14 protein-coding genes and 1 riboswitch are annotated in these 17,227 nt (G+C 62.4%); of the genes, 4 read left to right on the top strand and 10 right to left on the bottom strand.

Features of this window, described 5'->3' with window-relative positions; all coding sequences use genetic code 11:
* Positions 1 to 76 precede the first annotated feature (76 nt).
* The 4 genes from BBTA_RS34640 to BBTA_RS34625 form a co-directional block, all read right to left on the bottom strand.
* The gene (locus BBTA_RS34640) at positions 77 to 1,147 is read right to left on the bottom strand and encodes a DMT family transporter (protein WP_012047163.1); all 1,071 of its coding nucleotides are present in this window, start codon (positions 1,145 to 1,147) and stop codon (positions 77 to 79) included.
* Positions 1,148 to 1,239: 92 nt separating this feature from the next.
* Positions 1,240 to 3,165, bottom strand: a complete 1,926-nt coding sequence (locus tag BBTA_RS34635; RefSeq protein WP_004624790.1) for a potassium transporter Kup — start codon at positions 3,163 to 3,165, stop codon at positions 1,240 to 1,242.
* Positions 3,166 to 3,219: 54 nt separating this feature from the next.
* The gene (locus BBTA_RS34630) at positions 3,220 to 4,497 is read right to left on the bottom strand and encodes a magnesium transporter MgtE N-terminal domain-containing protein (protein WP_004624788.1); all 1,278 of its coding nucleotides are present in this window, start codon (positions 4,495 to 4,497) and stop codon (positions 3,220 to 3,222) included.
* A gap of 65 nt (positions 4,498 to 4,562) precedes the next feature.
* On the bottom strand, positions 4,563 to 6,209 hold the full coding sequence (locus BBTA_RS34625) for an Nramp family divalent metal transporter (protein ID WP_004624787.1): 1,647 nt from the start codon (positions 6,207 to 6,209) through the stop codon (positions 4,563 to 4,565).
* Between the two features lie 678 nt (positions 6,210 to 6,887).
* Here BBTA_RS34625 and BBTA_RS34620 point away from each other — a divergent pair.
* Positions 6,888 to 7,607, top strand: a complete 720-nt coding sequence (locus tag BBTA_RS34620) for an alpha/beta fold hydrolase (protein ID WP_004624783.1) — start codon at positions 6,888 to 6,890, stop codon at positions 7,605 to 7,607.
* Positions 7,607 to 8,032, top strand: a complete 426-nt coding sequence (locus BBTA_RS34615) for a VOC family protein (protein WP_004624779.1) — start codon at positions 7,607 to 7,609, stop codon at positions 8,030 to 8,032. Before BBTA_RS34620 ends, BBTA_RS34615 begins: the two co-directional genes overlap by 1 nt.
* Positions 8,033 to 8,155: 123 nt before the next feature.
* Here BBTA_RS34615 and BBTA_RS34610 read toward each other — a convergent pair whose 3' ends face one another.
* Together BBTA_RS34610 and BBTA_RS34605 are read right to left on the bottom strand one after the other, a co-directional pair.
* The gene (locus tag BBTA_RS34610; protein WP_012047159.1) at positions 8,156 to 8,527 is read right to left on the bottom strand and encodes a DUF2958 domain-containing protein; all 372 of its coding nucleotides are present in this window, start codon (positions 8,525 to 8,527) and stop codon (positions 8,156 to 8,158) included.
* Complete coding sequence (locus BBTA_RS34605) at positions 8,524 to 9,483, bottom strand: ArdC family protein (protein ID WP_012047158.1); 960 nt, start codon at positions 9,481 to 9,483, stop codon at positions 8,524 to 8,526. The genes BBTA_RS34610 and BBTA_RS34605 overlap by 4 nt, the downstream gene beginning before the upstream one ends.
* A 660-nt stretch (positions 9,484 to 10,143) precedes the next feature.
* Here BBTA_RS34605 and BBTA_RS34600 point away from each other — a divergent pair.
* A complete protein-coding gene (locus BBTA_RS34600) occupies positions 10,144 to 10,542 on the top strand; it encodes a nuclear transport factor 2 family protein (RefSeq protein WP_049795436.1) in 399 nt (132 codons plus the stop codon).
* 83 nt (positions 10,543 to 10,625) lie between these two features.
* On the opposite strand, the gene BBTA_RS34595 is transcribed toward BBTA_RS34600, so the two are convergent.
* Genes BBTA_RS34595 through BBTA_RS34585 form a run of 3 tightly spaced genes read right to left on the bottom strand, consistent with a single transcriptional unit; the run spans position 10,626 to position 14,857 of the window.
* On the bottom strand, positions 10,626 to 13,250 hold the full coding sequence (locus BBTA_RS34595; RefSeq protein WP_012047156.1) for an AAA family ATPase: 2,625 nt from the start codon (positions 13,248 to 13,250) through the stop codon (positions 10,626 to 10,628).
* 31 nt (positions 13,251 to 13,281) lie between these two features.
* Complete coding sequence (locus BBTA_RS34590) at positions 13,282 to 14,529, bottom strand: type II toxin-antitoxin system HipA family toxin (RefSeq protein WP_012047155.1); 1,248 nt, start codon at positions 14,527 to 14,529, stop codon at positions 13,282 to 13,284.
* Positions 14,522 to 14,857 carry a helix-turn-helix domain-containing protein gene (locus tag BBTA_RS34585; RefSeq protein WP_041751084.1) on the bottom strand — a complete coding sequence of 112 codons (336 nt, stop codon included), beginning with the start codon at positions 14,855 to 14,857 and terminating at the stop codon, positions 14,522 to 14,524. The genes BBTA_RS34590 and BBTA_RS34585 overlap by 8 nt, the downstream gene beginning before the upstream one ends.
* A 220-nt stretch (positions 14,858 to 15,077) precedes the next feature.
* Positions 15,078 to 15,229: riboswitch (yybP-ykoY riboswitch) on the top strand.
* Between the two features lie 24 nt (positions 15,230 to 15,253).
* On the opposite strand from BBTA_RS34585, the gene BBTA_RS34580 reads away from it, so the two are divergent.
* The gene (locus BBTA_RS34580) at positions 15,254 to 15,811 is read left to right on the top strand and encodes a manganese efflux pump MntP family protein (protein ID WP_012047153.1); all 558 of its coding nucleotides are present in this window, start codon (positions 15,254 to 15,256) and stop codon (positions 15,809 to 15,811) included.
* Between the two features lie 20 nt (positions 15,812 to 15,831).
* Here the strand turns inward: BBTA_RS34580 and BBTA_RS34575 are convergent, their stop codons facing one another.
* On the bottom strand, positions 15,832 to 17,130 hold the full coding sequence (locus BBTA_RS34575; RefSeq protein ID WP_012047152.1) for a site-specific integrase: 1,299 nt from the start codon (positions 17,128 to 17,130) through the stop codon (positions 15,832 to 15,834).
* Between the last annotated feature and the right edge of the window lie 97 nt (positions 17,131 to 17,227).

Here is a 17,227-nt window from a genome sequence, read left to right as displayed (position 1 = left end):
GTTTTCGCCCCGGACATCGCCGCAGCCTTCCCGGCCAGACCCAAGTCTCACCGCCGATGACTGTCGTCGGGAACAGTCATTTTGCCTGGACGTGCGTATGCCGATGATGCAGGTCGGGGTAATGGGCGTGACCGTGGCGCAAGGGTGCGTGCCGATGCCAATGCGAATGCGGTTCTGTTACCAGACCATCATGCTCATGTTGGTGGTGCTCGTCGTGCACGTGCACATGCTCGTGCGCTAGGGCATCGTGTAGATGCTCATGCTCATGCCGCTCCGCGAGGTGAAGCCAGAGCCCCACCATCATCAGCATTCCGGCGGCGATCAATTGGATCGTCAAAGGCTCGCCTAGCAGAACCACGGCGATGATCGCCCCAATGAAAGGCGCCAGCGAGAAGTAGGCGCCGGTGCGTGCGGCTCCGAGGTTGCGAAGCGCAAGCATGAAAAGAACGAGGCTTACACCGACGCCGAGGAAGCCGACGGCGGCCGCGGCCGCGATCGTGGTCGGCGTCGGCAGATGCGCGCCAAGCACCATCGCCAAGGCGACGTTCGTACTGCCGGCCGCGATACCCTTGATGGCCGCCGTGATCACCGGATCGGCCAAAGACAGTTTGCGCGTCAGATTATTGTCGATGCCCCACGCTAGGCACGCGACGGCGATAAAGGCACCGCCCGCGTCGATGCGTACACCTGTTCCATTCCACGCGAGGATCGCCGCTCCCGCAAGGATGGCGAAGGCGCCCAGCATTAGCCGCCGATCCACGTTTTCCCGGAACACGACCCACGCGATCGCCATGGTCGCGAGCCCTTCCAAGTTCAGTAGTAGGGACCCGGAGGCGGCGGACGTACGCGCCAACCCCAACATCAAGAGGAGCGGTCCGGCTACCCCGCCGCATAGGACGACGGCCGCGAGCCAGGGGAGGTCATGGCGCCGTAGGGGCGCCTCCGGAGCCGGAGCGCCGAAGGCTGCTCTGCTAGCGATGATGGCCACCAGACCGATGCCGGCCCCGAGATAGAGCAGTCCGGCGAGGAGCTGCGGCGGCATCGAGCCGAGCAAGAGCTTCGCGAATGGCGCCGAGGCACCGAAGAGCACTGCCGATATGAGCGCCAGTGGCACGCCTGGCCAGAGGGGAGAGCGCGACTGTGTCATGCCGCAAGCTTAGCAGAATAGAGGTGTGTCCACCTCCTTCTTCGCTGCATCGACGGCGGGACTGTCTTGTCTGAGCACTTGACGGGGATGACTTACAACTCGATCTGCCGCGCGATTTCCACGACGCGGTCGGGCGGCAAGCTGAAGCGATCAACCACCTTTACGGCATTGCGATAAAGAAAGGCGAACACTGGAAGACGCCAATGCGCAAACAGCGAGCTTCCGGCCCTTGCAACGATAATATCGCGTGTCGCGAAATAAATGGCGTGATCGAGATCGATCGACGGATCGAGACCCTTAACCCGCTTCAGAGCGGCGGTGAGGTCTGGTATTTCGACGAAGCCAAAGCGCATCGTCACGCGCCAGATCCCGTCGGCAATCTTTTCTACGCCACAGCGCTCCTCATCATCGATGCGCGGCGATTCCTCGAACAGAATCGTCAAGGCGATTACCGACTGATGGAGGGCGCCCATGTGTTTGACGTGGTCGATCAGCAGCGGCGGGATTTTCTGATAGGTCCGGGTCAGGAAGATCGCCGTGCCGGGGACACGGGGCACCTTGCCGGCGGCCAAGTCAGCGACAAATCTTTCGGGTGCTTCCGACGCTTGCGCCAGGCTCTCGCGAACCGCATCGATCCCCGACCGCCAGGTCAGCATCAGGAAGAAGACGAGCGCGCCGAAGGTCAGGGGCAGCCAGCCGCCTTCGGCGATCTTCAGCAGATTGGCGCCAAAGAACCCGACATCGACGATCAGGAAGAGTCCGGCGATTAGGATCGAAACCGCGAGCGGCCAACGCCATGTTTTCCGCATAGCCGTGAAGAGCAGGCAGGTGGTCAGCAGCATCGTTGTCGACACCGCCGTGCCGTAGGCGCCGGCAAGCCTGTCGGAACTGCCGAAGGCGATGGTGATCCCGATGGTCGCTACCATCATCATCCAGTTTACGACGGGCACGTAGATCTGGCCGTAAACTTTGTCGGACGTCTGGCGAATATGAAAGCCGGGCAGCCAGCCGAGTTGCATCGCCTGCCGTGTCATCGAGAACGAACCCGTGATGATCGACTGGCTGGCGATGATGGTGGCAATCATCGCCAGGAACACAAGCGGATAGACTCCCCATGTGGGGCAAAGCTGAAAGAACGGATTGCCTTCGATCGTACCCTTCTGGATGAGCAAGGCGGTCTGTCCGGCGTAGCTGAGCAGCAGCGACGGCAGCACGATCGCGTACCAGGACAGGCGTATGGGGCCGGGCCCGAAGTGTCCCATGTCGGCGTAAAGCGCCTCGCCCCCGGTGATGCAGAGGAAGACGCCGCCGAGCACCAGCATCCCGTTTCCTCCGCTATGGGCCAGGAAGCCGATTGCGTGACGCGGATCGAGGGCGGTGAGGACGCTGGGATTGCGAACGATCCCGGTGAGCCCAAGGACCGCGATAACAAGAAACCAGAGCAGCATGATCGGGCCGAAGGCGGCGCCAATTCTAGCCGTGCCGAACCGCTGGGCTGCGAAGAAGACAATCAGGATGGCGACGGCCGCCGGCATGACGAAGGGCTTGAGCGAACCCGTCACGACATTGACACCTTCGAGCGCGCTGAGCACCGAGATGGCCGGCGTGATGACGCCGTCGCCATAGAGCAAGGCCGCGCCGAGCAGGCCCATGACGGCCAGGATTTTGGCGGTCCCTTTGAATCTGTTGGCGCCGACCAGCGACATCAGGGCAAGGATTCCGCCTTCCCCATGGTTGTCGGCGCGCATGACGAACAGACAATATTTGATCGAAATGGTGATGATCAGGGTCCAGACGAGCAGCGACAGGATGCCTAGCGCGCTGGCGGTCGTGAAATGTCCGCCGGTTGCTTGGACGACGGTCTGGAGAGTGTAGAGCGGGCTGGTGCCGAGATCGCCATAGACGATGCCTAGCGCGCCGAGCGCCGCCCAATGCTGGGGTTCGCGGGTGCGTGTGGATACGTCCTGGGCGACAGTGGGGGTCATGAGCCATTCATGTAGGGCGGTGGCCCGCAGCATGGAGGAAGACGAGGATGGTCGTCTCGTTGGGCTGGAATCCGTGGGTGTCGGACATCATCCCAGTCGGCGTTGCGGCGAGCCACTTGCCCCCTCGCGCCGGGCCCAGTCCTGCGGGATGGCGGCTTCCAGCGCGTCGTCTACGGTCACCAACCCCAGCAATTTCCCCTCGGCATCAACAACCGGCAAGCTCAACAAGTTGAAGTCAGCCATCCGCGTGGTGACCGCAATGATGTCGTCATCAGGCGATGCGACGATTGCGCGCGCGTCGACTGCGTCGCGAAGTAACGTCGAGGGACTAAGTTGCAGGGCGCGCACAACGCTTAGCGTTCCGGCCAAGGCGCCGTCCGCATTCAGGCTGTGAATCGTCACCAAGGCCTCGGGCTGCACGGTTGTCAGTGTTCGCAGTTGCTCAAGCGCATCGCCGATCGTGCGATCCTCCGGCACGGCGAGGAAATCGGCGCCCATCAGGCCGCCCGCCGTCGCCGAATTAAAGCCGAGCAGCATGCTGACCTTCATCTTCGTCGCCGTCGGGAGACGATCGAGCACGTTCTGTCGGCGTTCCTGCGGCAACTCCATGATCGCGTCGGCCGCGTCGTCGGCGCGCATGCGCGACAGTACGTCGGCCACCTCGTCGTCGTTGCGCGATTTCAGCAGTTGCGCCTGCTTGTCATCGTCCAACTCCTCGAAGACATTGGCTTCCAGGCTGGGATCCGTATGCACCAAAGCCAGCAAGACATCCTGCTCTTGGCTCGGAGCGCGTTCAATAATATCGGCGATCTGAGCCGGCTTCAGCGCCTCGATGCGGCCGAGCGATGATGTAGATCTGGCCTGCGCTGCGTCGCGGGTGAGCGGCAGGAAGTCGTGCCAGTCCCGGGCCGGGTGGTGCTCATGCGAGCCGAAGTGCAGCCAGCTATGCTTGTGCACGTCCACGCTGACCATGCGCCAACCCGACGGGGTTGCGTCGAAGCGCACGTCGTGCGCCTTGACCAACACGCCGCGCGGCAGATCGACCAGACGCCGGCCGAGCATCTCGGCCTTCAGCAGCGTTTCCCCAGCCTCTTGTGAGAAGGGTCGTCGTTCTCCCGCCGCGATCCGCACAGCGCCATCGGGCTTGATCTCGATGACGTCCGCCATCGGCACGAATACCGGGCCGCTGCCGACCAGGAGGCCTTTCAGCAGTGGATAGTCATTGTCCCGCAAGACGGCGACAACGTCTTCCAGGCGGCCGGCCGGGGCGCCGTTGGCGTCCACGACGCCATGCTTGAACATGGAGACCAGGGAGACCGTCTCGTGGACGGGCGCATGAGGGGCATCGGTGGCGTTAGGAGTCATGGCAAACCTCTTCAACAGGATGAGCCCGGTGGAATGCCTTGGCGAGAAGGCTGGTGACGGCAGGGTCAGTGGCCAAGGGCAACCTCCACGACACGAACGATCACCAGGATCATCGCGATCAACAGATAGGTGCGGAGGACAGTCAGACCGATCCGCACCTCGGCGGAGAGCTGCGGCGCCTTAAGGAGCGCCAGCGGGGCCATCCGCCAGGTAGCGCGGAGGCTGGTGTCGACGGCGACCTTGGGCGCCGCGGGATGCAGGCGCCGGTAGGTGAAGAAAGCTGCGGCGCTGACCGCGGAAACCGCTGCGCCGATCTCCAGGATCAGGATGATGGTTTGGGCGCTGATGTCGGGGAACAGCACGCTGGCGGTCAGCACCAGGGACAGCACGACCAAGACGGCGATGACTGCGGATGTGAAGAGGTTGGCGAAGAGTCCATTCACCCACGGACCCACCACCTCGGTGTCGTTGCAGAGGAGCAGCAGGAACACTGTCGCCGAGGGCAACAGAACGCCGGCCAACACTTGCACGCCGACGGTCAGCAGGCCTAGCGGACTACCGGGGACCAGAACGACAATCGCCGATACGAACAGGATACCGGCAAAGACGGCGTAGAAGCCCTTTGCATCGGAGATCTTACGATGCAGCGAGTGCTTCAGCCCCAGCACGTCGCCCAGGGCATAAGATGTCGCAAGCCCCACAGCCGCGGCGCCGATGATCGAGGCGTCAATCAGGGCCAGTGCGAAGAGCACGCCGGCGACGTGGCCAACATACTTCTGCAGCCCCTGGGCGACCCCTTCGGCGTCGGTGAAATTGCCGAATTCCGGATGGCCGGCGAAGGTCGCGGCGGTGAAGGCGATGATCGCCGCAGCGCCTATGATCACGATGGCGATGCCGATCCACAGGTCGGTGCGCTCATAGTTCATGAAGCGCGGCGTGATGCGCTTGTCGATCAGGTAGGACTGCTGGAAGAAGAGCTGCCAAGGCGCGATGGTGGTGCCGATGATGGCGATGATCAGCAGCACCACGGCCGACAGGTCCGAGCCCTTCGGCAGGCCGGGAACGACGAAATCGTGCAGCATCTGTCCGCCGCTTGGGTGAGCCATCACAAAGATCGGCACGAGCAGGAGCGATCCCGCCACCAGCGCCATGCAGACTTGCTCAAAACGCTTGAACGACCCTGTGCTGGCTGCGGCGACAATCAGTACCGCGGAGATCGGCACGCCGAACATCTTCGGGATGCCCAGGTAATCCATGCCCAGACTGATGCCGATGAACTCGGTGACGATGGTGAGGGCGTTCAGGATGAAGAGGTCGATGACGCTGAAGGCGCCCCAGAACTTGCCGAAGCGTTCGAGAATGAGCCGCGCGTGACCGACGCCGGTCACCACGCCGAGCCGCAGCACCATCTCCTGATTGACGTAGAGCACAGGTACGAGAACCAGCAGTACCCACAACAGGCGCGTGCCATAGACTTGGCCAGCCTGCGTGTAGGTACCGAAGGCGCCGGCATCGTTGTCGCCGACCATGACGATCAGACCCGGCCCAATGATAGCCAGTAGGGTCGTGAGGCGGGCTTTGAGGCTCGCGCGCGGCAGTTCGTCGCCGCGTTGGATCGAGCCGAATGCGCCCTTGATGTCGCCGATATGCGCTTCATCGAGCACTGCGGCGCGCGCGTGATTGTCGCGTTGATTTTCCGGGTCTGCCAGCACGAGGAGCGCCTTCCCAATGGGCGTTGATGTATGGGGTTAGGTATCGACGGCGAGCGACCGTGGCGCCCGCCGCATGGAGCGCAGCGCTCAGCTTGGTTGTTGGCGCCACCCGCACCCGAGACGCCGGCGCGCCAGTGCGAGACGCGGGCGGATCTCCGATGAGCTGGCGCCGCGCAGGCGTGCGCTGAAAAATTGGTAGGTCATTCCTGCCTCCTGATGCCTGGCTCAGGAGGCGGCACGCATCAAAGCAGCGCGAAGTGGTTCGCGCGGCTCTCGACAATCGTGTCGTCGCCCTGAGCGTGGCCGAGCCGGCGATAGACGAGTGCAGACGTCGAGCGTCTGCTGTCGCAATCGTCGGCCTGACCGCTAGGTCGCGGGTTCATAGCGATCCCTTGCTGTGCCAATGAAAAATCCAGCCTTTGCAGGGCTGGATTCCGGAGCGTGAATTATTGCTGGTCTTCAATGCGCGCCGCGGGTTTCATACATACCCATAGGGGTATATTGCAACTATACCCGGGTATAGAAATGATCGATCGCGGCGCTGCTTGCGAAGGGGGCCGCGCGGCCGGGGATAGGCTCGCGTTCTTGACGGGCGGCAGCCGTGGGCCGCGATGGAGGCGTCGGTGAGACGCGGCAAGCCAATTTGAAGCTGCGTCTTGTCGACCTATTGTGGTGAGGATGTCTTACGCGAGCAGATCTCGGCGGTTCGTGTTTGTCCACGGTGCTTGGCACGGCGGTTGGTGTTGGGCGACGGTTCGACAACTTGCTGACGATCGAGGTCACAGAACTTGGGCGCCGACACTATCCGGCATGGCAATCGACGAACCTTGCGCTCACGTCGATCTCGATGCCCATATCGAGGACGTGCACAATCTCATAATTCGAGAGGACATTCGCGATGTAACGCTGGTGGGCCACAGCTATGGAGGGCTTGTGATTACAGGGGTGGCAGACCGTGTGCCGGATAGGATAGAGCGGATCGTGTATCTCGACGCCTTTGTGGGCGCGAATGGGCGATCCTTCGCCGATCTCGCGCCGATACATGATATCGAAGCGCTGGTCGTCGAGGACCGCATCGCTCCGATGATCCCTATCGAGAAACTTGGATCGTTCGATAGGGAGATGGCAGTGATCTTGGCCAGTCGTTTGGTGGGGCAACCGTGGCGCACGTTTGCGCAATCCCTCCACTTCTCTGCGAGGGCTCTCAACCGTTTGCCAAGGGCGTACATTCGGACTTCAGATCTCATTCCCGAACAGGCGGAGCACGCCATGGCTCTTGGGATTGAGATGATTGACGCACGGCCGGCGGGACATGACGCGATGCTCACGGAGCCCGCCAAGATTGCGATGCTGCTGGAGCAAATCGAGGGGCTTCCTGTACATCGGGCGGAGGAATGATGTTGGCCGTGGAAGAGAAATACCTCAGCGCAGCAACGCGCCTCCCGGCACAGGATCTCGACCGCGCGCGACGATGGTATCTGGAAAAGCTCGGCGTGAGGCCAACGGAGGAACGCCCCGGTGGCCTGCGCTATTGTATCGGTGCGAGTGAGTTTTCGATATTCCTCTCAAGCGGCCGATCGGCCGGAGACTTTACACAGCTCGCGATCACCGTTGACGACGTCCGCTCCGTCGTCGATGAGCTCAAGCGTCGCGGCGTCAACTTTCTCGAGTATGAAAGCGGCCGGCTAAAGACCATCGATGGCATAGCGCACGTCGCCGGCAACTATCCCAGCAAGGGATCAGCGGAACTTGGCTGCTGGTTTCACGACAGCGAGGGGAATTTGATAAGTCTTGGGCAGTCCTTGAAAGAGGCTATGACGTAGGATGGCATTTCGCCATCGAAAGCGCTTCAAGGGTCCCAGAGCATTCGCGCTCGAGGCGCTTTTTGCGAGGCGGGCCGCGCGCGTGCTCGTACAGCGTTAGCCGTTGCCCGTGACGGACGAGCATCAGCCGTCCTCTTGCTTGGATCGATGGACGGCGTGAAGTACGCGCTCGGCTTCCCGGATGCTGCCGGTTCGCCGCGCCGTTTCGGCCCAGACCGAGATCGGAAACAGTCCCTCGAAGAGAATGTCGCGTTCGATGCCGAGACCGAGCGGAAGCCTGACCGCGATCATTTCGGCGAGGCTGAATGAGCCCAGCTCGGGCTCACCGAGATCGGCGAGGCCGAACAGGGTGTCGCCGTCCGCGTCAAGCTCGGTCGCGAGCCAGACGCCTTCGCCGAGCGGGTTGAAAAACTTGACGACAGGAACGTGATCGACGTCGCGATCACGGCCGTTGGCGAGGAGTTGCTCGCGCAGCTCGGGCGTGAGGAGGATCATGCCGCCCTCCTGTCAGTCGAAGGCTCCGCCTGCAGTTCGGTGCTGTCGGCCGGCACTAGACCGAGCAGCCAATCCGCCGCCTTGCTTGCCTGGGACGCGGCACGGACAATGGCGCGATTGTCTTCGCGCAGCACTTCGAGCCACGAACCGATGTAATCGGCGTGCCGCACGGTCGGTACGATGCCGAGCGATGCGCAACAGAAGGCAGCGTTCATCTCGGCGACCAGTTCTTCGAACGCGTATTTCTTCGTGCCATACGAGCCGGACAGGTCGCGGCCGACTCGCGAGGCGTGACCTGTGGCATGCCCCAGTTCGTGCAGGGCCGTGCGATGCCAGTTGATGGGTTCGAAATAGGCCTGCGGCGGCGGGACCATGACGAAATCGGGCCCCGGCGCGTAGAAGGCGCGGTTGCCGCCGATACGGAAGTCGATGCCGGTTGCGCGGATGAGCGCCTCGACTCTGGGCTCGATCAATCCGGGCGGCGGAGGCGGCGCAGCAACGGCAACGTCATCGGCGAGGTTTTCGCACTGGGCGGCGTTGAACACCGTGAACCGCTTCAGGAACGGGATCGCCTGGGCTTCCTCGCCGGTTTCACGTGCGCGGCGTTTTTCATCGTCGGGCACGAAGCGGTCAGCGTAGACGACGGTCGTGCCGTGCTCGCCCTTGCGGACATTGCCGCCTAGTGCGAGCGCCTGGCGGAAGGTGAGCCAGGTCTGTGCGGCATAACCGTGTTCGATCACGGCGCCCCAAAGGATCAGCACATTGATGCCTGAGTATTGCCGGCCGGTGGCGGCATTCCTCGGCATGGCGAGCGGCGCCTTTACCGCCGCCGTCCCCCAAGGCTGCACCCATGGGACGCGGCCGGCTTCTAGCTCGGCGACGATTTTGTCGGTGATCTCGTCATAGAGGTTCGCCCGGTCTGAGCCGGCGCGAGCGCTTGCGGTCTTTCTGGACATCGCGGGTCTCCGCGACGGGCGCCGGAGGCCTCTCCTCCAGCCCTCAACCCGTCACGGCAAACCTGTCCGCACTCTTACTCTAAAGGGGGCGTTGCGGGGATCTCCCCGCAGAAGGGGGTGTGCCGGCGACCAAGGCGCCGGCCGGGGGGAAGGCATTCCCCCTCAACCCGTCTTTCCGTATTGCCGCAATTGAGACTTTCCGGCTGAGCACAGAGCCGCTGAGCTAGAATCAACCCGCGTGAGATCCGCGTGGATCAGATTTGGCGAACGGCGCGATCACTACAGGAGGGCTCGTGGCGGAGCTCGGCACTTCGTTTTTGCCACCCCTGATACTGGCGATGGCCACCACGCATCCATCGGGGATCGCGCAGCCAGATTCCCACCGAATGGGTGGAAGATCGATTTGAGCATCTTCAACAATCACCGCGCCAAGGCGCCGCGCCCAGCCGTCCGAAGCGGAGGGCGGCGAGGCGAGGCGACCTATGCCGTGGCCGCCGAATAGCGGCCCCGGACTTCCTGCATCCCGAGAATTTGGCCGCGCACAAGCGCGCGGAAATCGGACGCCGAATGAGTTTAACCGCAGGAAACGGGTGGCCGAGATATCTGGCGAATGTCTATGCTAGAATTATGGATGCACAAACACCGGCACTTCGCGCTCTGATGCGTTTCTATGAGGCGGAAGCCCGTTACTCTGCTTCGGGATTGCCAGCCGATAGAGCTGCACTGCTCGAAACGTTGCATCCCGACATCGTTCTACACCAGCCGGATTCCCTGCCCTATGGAGGCCAATGGAGAGGCCGCGAAGAGTTCGGGCGCTGGATCGACTCGTTCGTCGAGACTTGGGTCGATATCAAACCGACAGACCCCGTCTTCCACACATGCGGCGACGATATCGTCGTCTGCACCGTAACAATGCGGGCCACCGCAAGATCGACCGGAGCGCTGATTGACATGCCGATGTGTCAGGTGATCCGGATCGCGGCAGACCAACCCGTTGAGTGGCGAAACTTCGCCTGGGATACCGCAATAATGCTGAAGGCGCTGGGCGGTTCGGTGTAGGCGATCACTTCTACACGCGCGCGGCGACGCCCGACATTCCCTTGCACACCGATCGATATCGACCGGCTTGGCGAGAAGCATAATTATGCGGCTTTCTCCTGCCGGGCCCGGATATCTGCAATCCACTTCTCCAGTGCATCAATCTCAGCTTCGATGGCCGTCGGTTCGGGTAGCCGCGGATTGAGCTCTCCCGGCTGGCTGTGAAGAAGGGCGGAACAACGCCCAAACGCTAACCGCATCGCGGTGCAGTCGCCATCCGTTAGTACGGTGAGTTTGATCAGTCCCGTGGTGTCGACCTTGCGTGACAAGCGGCGGATCACCGGCCCGACGGCCTCCTCGACGGCGCGCTCCCACGTGGTTCGAAGTTGATCCTGGAACGACGTGACCTCGCGCAGCCATCTCGCCTGGTCGCCGCGTTCATGGTGGATCTTGACGTTTGCGAGGTGCGCTCTCATGCCGTCAATGACCTTGTCGAGCGGCATGACGTTGGCCGGGGGATCCTGATGGCAGTAACCAGCATTTTCGGTGCCGCGGCTGATCAGGCGATACGCCACAGGCGTCGCTTCTCGATCCTTTGTCGTCCGGCAGGCTTCGTCGAGCAAGAGCAGAAACGCCATGTCGTGGGTGAAGACGATCACCTGGCGAGTCTGGCCAGCTTCTGCCAGACGGGCGGCGACCTTGTCTCGATGCAAGTGATCGAGTGACGACACCGGATCGTCGAACACGATCGCCGATTGCGCATCGATGGTCGATAGCTCGGCGAGAAAGGCGGCGAGCGCGACGCAGCGATGCTCGCCTTCGCTGAGGACCTTTCCCACTGGTTCGTTCGGCTTGTTGATCAGCCTGACCTGGAAGAAGGGAACGCCGGCGGTGGTCTTGGCTTGCTGAAGCTCGATCGCGAGGCCGGCGACGCCGAGCTTGTCGACTTCGATTGCGAACCGTCCGCGCAGGCGGTTGGTAACGAGCGCCTGGGCAATACGGGCGCTCTGGGTGGTGATCTTGTTCGTCGCCGTGTCCTTGCTGGCCTTGTCGATCGCTTCGATGGCTTTGAGGCGATCGATTTGGGCGAGCACATCGGTCTTCACAACGCCGAGCCATTTGCGGTCGCTGAGGCCGTCACGTTCAGTGATGAGCATGGCGCGCTCCGGTGAACTGGCGTCGGATTGCAGGGCCTGAATGCGCCCGGCGATGCCGGCCAGCACTGCGCGTAGCGGATCAAGAGAGAGGGCGGCAGCAGGAGGAAGGGCCGGCGGTGTCGCGAGAACGTGGGTGCGCAGGACTGCTCGCAACCGCCATGCGAGGTGGAGCATGTCGCGGCGCAAAGCGCTTGCGAGATCCTCGCGACCGATATCGTCTCGTATCAATGAGACGATTGCAGCGAGATCTTTCATCGAGACTGCCGCGGCCGAGACGCCCTGCAGGGCGTCGTCATAGGAGTCCGCCGCCTCCTGCTCGCGACGTTTGCTTTCGTCCTGCACAAAGGCCTCGAAGCTGCTGAGCCGTCTCGAGGCCTCCTCGCTGAGCGGCTGTTGACATAGGACGCAGTGCGCTTTGCTACCGGTCACCGGGAAAGGCTGTTTGGGATAGGCCGCCGCGCGCGAATAGTCGCGGGCGGCTTCCCACAGGATCTTCCAGACATCCGAGCCGATGTCCGGCAACGGTTCCTTGGAGAACAGGTTGGCGGACGCTGCGGCGGCGGCCATGCGCGCATTCGCAAGGTTCGTGTGGGCATCGCGAAGGGCCGTGCGATTGTCATCCGTGGCGGATGCGGCCAGGCGCTCGAGCTGCGTTATGATGCCGGTGATGCGCGTCTCTTGGCCCTGAAGCTGGCGGATTGTGCGAGCCGGATCGCTCGACAAATCGGCGGTGAGCGTTTGAAGGCGCGTCTCGTCCTCGGCGGTGAGGCCGGCGAGTTTCTCGACGGTTTCTGGCTTCGTCTTGCCCGAGAGACCGGCGATCAGCTTGCCGACCGGAGTGTTCTGCTTGCAGTCCGGCGTCGTCAGGATGGTGGGCGTTTGCTCCTGGAGGGCCTTGATTTCGGCGGCCAGCTTGCTCTTCACGTCCTGGCAGACTTGCGCGAGGCCCGCGAGGATGCGTAGCGGCAGCGGCGTATACGCGAGGTCGTTGGTGTTCTCGACATGGATATTGGCCGTGCGCGAGTCGAAGACGCTGACGGCGGACAGCATGGCGTCTGGCGAGCTGCCCTGCGTCCAAGCGGCATTGCGTTTTTGGGCGCCGATGAAGAACTCGACGCTGGCGGCTGGCGCGCCGCTCGTGGCGGCGTAGATGTTTGGCAGGATCGCGTCGCCCTTTGGCGAGCGCGCCCGGCAGAGCTGCTTCAGGACGCGGGCATAGCCGGATTTGCCGGCTCCGTTGTCGCCGTAGATGATGGTGAGGCCCGCTTTGCCGAAGGACAGCCGTTCGCCGGGAGCGAGGGCGTTGACGTTGGACAGACCGTAAAGGGCGCCGAGCGTCACCACGGCATGGCTCGCGGCGGGATCGCGGATATGGCTGGCGTCGAGTGGGGTGCCCTGATCGAGGCCCTTGCAGATCGCGGCCAACTCCACGACATCCGTGGCTTCCAGTTTAGGTTGGTTACAGAGGCGGCGCAGCGTGTCGCGCTGCCAGGCTGGCAGATCCGCGGACCACTTCAGGATGTCTGCGAGCGCCGTTGCTTCATTCGAAAGATCATCTTCTTGCTTATTCATTTGTGTCCCCCACTTGCCACCCGTCCTAGCGTCATAGGATCAACGCCCGCTTGAGGTCGTCGTGCTCGAAGGCGCTGGCCATACGGGTGATCTCGGTGGCGCGGGCGCACACCGCCTTGGCGGTGTCCCGCCATGTCGCGGTCACGGTCGCAACCTCTTTGATGATCGCGCGCGCCTGCGGCAGTGTGAGCGCGAAATACTCGGAGGCGGCCTCCAGCAGTTCGAGCGAACACGTGCCTTCGTCGAGATCGATGTTCGTCGTCAGCACCCGCGCCTTGAGATCGGTCGGGACGGGATTGAGATCGTAGGCCGGTGAGAGCGACCAGCCTGCCTTGCCCAGCCACAGGAAGCCGTGATTGCGAAGGTGATCGTCGACATTGGAGATCAGGACGTTGAAGACCACGCGCCGATAAAGGGCATGGGCATCCGTCTTGCCCTGGGCGCCATGTTCGGCAAGAGCGTCGACAATCTCCGGGTAGCTGCCGCGCTCGCCATCCTTCGCGCCCATCATCGCCATTGCCGAAAGGAACGGAATTCGGATGGCGCCCTCGCGATCAAAGCGTCGCGAAAGCATGACGGCCTTACCGGCTACGCTGATCAGCTCGTGTTGAGGAGTCGTGATGCCGGCACGGCCAGCCAGCCGCAGAGCAATCTCCTCCCAGGTCTCCATGCTATAATCGTCCGTCTCCTTCGGGAATTTGGCGATGGAGAGGTGACCGTGCTGGTCGATTACTGATGCTTTGGGGCGTGCGCCGCCGAGGGAGGAGCCGGGAGCGAAGATGAGCTGGAGATCTTCGTCCGTCTCCTCGTCGCGCAGGATGCGCTCGGTGATCTGGAGAAGTCGGCCAAGTTCGATCAAAGCTGGAACGCCGGCGCGGATTGGCGCCTGGAACGCGTCTTCGCCGACCCAGCGGAAGCGAAGCGCGCCGAGCCGGGTTTCGTCGGCGACACCGAGCAAATAATCGCTTTCGACAAGAGTGCGGACGGCACGGCCTTCGCGATCAGCAAGGCGGCGCTCAGCGCGCTGCATGAGGCGGCGTCCCCATGTGTCGGGTGCGGAATCGCCTATCGAGCCGAAGGTGGCAAGGCCGGCTGGCGGCGCGAAGGCGCCGCGGGTCAGCGCCAGAGCGGGCTCCAACGAGAAGCGCTCCGGGTCTTCCAGCCAAGCACCTTCATACTCAAAGAGGATGGTCTCGGCGCCTCGCACACGATTGCTTCTCGCCAATCCGATCAGGCGGGTGCGGCCGTTAAGGTCGATATGAACCTCGAAGTCAGCCATCGCGGGACGATCCCGCCGACCGCTTCAAGTGGATGTGCTTGGGCAGCTCGGCGCTGGCGAGCGCCTGGCCGACGCTGTCGTTGCTGATGTCGGCGATCCGGGTCAGACCGTCGAGCAGGCCGAGGGCTTGAAGCACGCCGGCATAAATGCCGACGCTAACGTTGGTGTCGCCTGCCTCGACCTTCTGCAGGGTCGAGCGCGACGTGAAAGCCCGCTCGGCCACGACCGCCATGGGCAGCTTGCGGCGACGGCGAGCGTCATGGATGTCCGCGCCGAGCTTGCGCAGGGCGCGCCGCACGGCTGCTGGAGGGTTATGGGGAGTGGGCATTTGACACCTTCACACTACATATTGAGCAGATATGTAGCAGGAAGATTACAATTTTCCTAGCTCCCAGCCGCAGGATGCGGCAGTCATCCTACCAGACCGCTTGGAGGCGGGCCGTCCGAAGCCTGAAGACCAAGGCTCCACCTGCAAATGAGTATTATAAGCGCAAGTATCTGATGGGTATCGACTTTTAGATTTTGACTTTGCCGATGTCGCTTCCTATCTCTTCCGCATCGGGGAGTAGCCACCGCTCAGACAGCGGGATCACGCCAACAGGCTCGCGCCATGCGCGTGGTGTGATCAGCCGGTTTTTCACCGGCCCGGCAAGACCGTGGTGAAACTCGCCTTTGTCGGACAGGTGAGGGCCACCCGGTTCAATGTCCGTTTGGTTATCCTGCTATGTCCCCTTTTGCAGTCGTCCTGCTTGCTTTCAGCATGTCCGTCGATGCCTTTGCGGTTTCCGTGGGTAGAGGCGCAGCCCTTGGCCGCCCGCGATATTCAGAAGCGCTACGCAGCGGTGCGGTCTTTGGTGTAGTCGAGGCGATCACGCCTGTTATCGGTTGGGTTGCCGGCGTTGCCGCGAGCAGCTTCGTCCAGGCTGTTGATCACTGGCTCGCCTTTGGCCTGCTCGCTGCGGTTGGTCTTCATATGCTCTATGCGGCCGTATGGAAGAAAGCCGACGCCAAGCCAGTGGGCCGATCGTTTACAGTCTTGATGGCAACCGCAATCGGCACGAGCCTCGATGCAATGGCCGTCGGCGTCTCTTTGGCCTTTCTGAACGTCAACATTGTTGTGGTTGCGACCGCGATTGGCCTTGCGACGTTCCTCATGTCGTCGGGGGGCATGCTTATCGGTCGGCTGATCGGCGAGCACTTCGGCCGCATTGCGGAGGCTGTCGCTGGGATCGCGCTTTTCGGTCTGGGATTGTCAATCCTTATAGAGCACCTGACGGCTTAGAGCGATTTTGCGGACGCCTCTCAGGCTGCATGTTGGGTGGCGCCTTCAACGCCCGAACGGATATTCGGTCTAGATGTCTCTCTTGCCGGCTTGGGGCGCTTCTTGGTTAGCATCGCTCGGACGAATGCATTCCACTTCTTCATGGCTGCCCGCTTCTCGGGCATGTAACTCCAACGATCGTAGCTCTTCGAACTGACATCCTGGAGCGTGTGGTTCTGTATGCGGTCGCGAATTTCTTTGGAGAGGCCGGCCTGACCTGCGAGCGTCTTCCAGGTTCTGCGCAGATCGCGGTTGGTCACGACAGGGATCACCTCGCGCTCGCGCTGACGCCACATGAAAGAGTACAGCGTGCCGTGGCTGACGGGCTTGGTTGGGTCGGTCGCGGAGGGGAAAAACCAGCCGTGTGCGTTGGGCTTGATCGATTCGATTAACTCCGCCGCCACTTCCGGGACCGGAATGGCGTGTGGCTTGCCATTCTTGGTCTTTGACCAGTCGATGATCCGCTCCTTCGCGTCCCACTGATCGACATGCAGGCGGGCGATTTCCTCCACGCGCTGCCCCGTGAGCATGAGAATGCGAACGGCCCGTGTGTAAGGCGGATGCACGGGCGCGTCCGGACATTCAAGCCAACGGTACAGGCGTAGGAATTCTTCTTCATCAAGCCAGCGAGTGCCGACTTTCTTGGGCTCTGTGGGGATGCCGGCGGCGGGATTGTAGACCAGCCGGAAACGCCGCTGCGACGCGTTGCGGTAGTCGTGTTCCGATTTCAGACCCCAGCTATATGCGGATCGGATGTAACTGCGGACGTGATCTGCCATGGAGCGCTTACCGCGGTCATAGATCGGTCGGATGAGATCGGTGATTTCGTCGGGCTCGATGTCGCGAGCGGGCCGATTGCGGCCGAGGGTGTCGGCGATCTTGTTGAGGCCTTTCTCAGCCTCTTTCCAAGATGACTTTTCGGATGCCTTCAGGTGAGCGACATAGGCTTCGAAGAGATCGGCCACGGTGCCGGGACGCGTGTCGCCGGCGATCTTGATGCTGCGGCCCTTCTGGATCATGTCGGCGAAATCGCGTGTGAAAACTTCGCGCGCTTTGCTGAGCGACATGGATGGGTATGAGCCCAGTTTCTTCTTGAAGCGCTTCTGATCGCGCCACTGCTGCGCCATCCAATCGGCGGTGACGCGCGTGGGCATGGGCTTCATGACCAGGACAAGGCGACCGGTGCCATGTCCTTCGCCATCGACCAGGCTTAGCTGTTTGCCGGTCTGCTCCACCTGCTTCAGCGCGCGGCGAATTTCTCCATCGGTAAGGCTTGGCACTGGGCTCTCCCATTGGCTTTCAAGTGGGGTCGCCAGACGGCTAGCAGGGGTCGGCGACTGGGGTCACAAGGGCGATCGATCCCCCTCAAAACCGACC

This window comes from Bradyrhizobium sp. BTAi1 (assembly GCF_000015165.1).
GTDB lineage: Bacteria > Pseudomonadota > Alphaproteobacteria > Rhizobiales > Xanthobacteraceae > Bradyrhizobium > Bradyrhizobium denitrificans.
The sequence above is the reverse complement of the archived record's forward strand: the minus strand, read 5'-3'. Positions and strand labels throughout refer to the sequence as shown.

What these genes read in the sequence shown, in the direction of transcription:
- BBTA_RS34600 (WP_049795436.1), top strand. Translation starts at nt 10,144, where the DNA reads ATGCGTTTCTATGAGGCGGAAGCCCGTTACTCTGCTTCGGGATTGCCA.
- BBTA_RS34580 (WP_012047153.1), top strand. Translation starts at nt 15,254, where the DNA reads ATGTCCCCTTTTGCAGTCGTCCTGCTTGCTTTCAGCATGTCCGTCGAT.
- BBTA_RS34630 (WP_004624788.1), bottom strand. Translation starts at nt 4,497, where the DNA reads ATGACTCCTAACGCCACCGATGCCCCTCATGCGCCCGTCCACGAGACG.
- BBTA_RS34640 (WP_012047163.1), bottom strand. Translation starts at nt 1,147, where the DNA reads ATGACACAGTCGCGCTCTCCCCTCTGGCCAGGCGTGCCACTGGCGCTC.
- BBTA_RS34595 (WP_012047156.1), bottom strand. Translation starts at nt 13,250, where the DNA reads ATGAATAAGCAAGAAGATGATCTTTCGAATGAAGCAACGGCGCTCGCA.
- BBTA_RS34585 (WP_041751084.1), bottom strand. Translation starts at nt 14,857, where the DNA reads ATGCCCACTCCCCATAACCCTCCAGCAGCCGTGCGGCGCGCCCTGCGC.
- BBTA_RS34635 (WP_004624790.1), bottom strand. Translation starts at nt 3,165, where the DNA reads ATGCTGCGGGCCACCGCCCTACATGAATGGCTCATGACCCCCACTGTC.
- BBTA_RS34620 (WP_004624783.1), top strand. Translation starts at nt 6,888, where the DNA reads ATGTCTTACGCGAGCAGATCTCGGCGGTTCGTGTTTGTCCACGGTGCT.
- BBTA_RS34615 (WP_004624779.1), top strand. Translation starts at nt 7,607, where the DNA reads ATGTTGGCCGTGGAAGAGAAATACCTCAGCGCAGCAACGCGCCTCCCG.
- BBTA_RS34605 (WP_012047158.1), bottom strand. Translation starts at nt 9,483, where the DNA reads ATGTCCAGAAAGACCGCAAGCGCTCGCGCCGGCTCAGACCGGGCGAAC.
- BBTA_RS34590 (WP_012047155.1), bottom strand. Translation starts at nt 14,529, where the DNA reads ATGGCTGACTTCGAGGTTCATATCGACCTTAACGGCCGCACCCGCCTG.
- BBTA_RS34610 (WP_012047159.1), bottom strand. Translation starts at nt 8,527, where the DNA reads ATGATCCTCCTCACGCCCGAGCTGCGCGAGCAACTCCTCGCCAACGGC.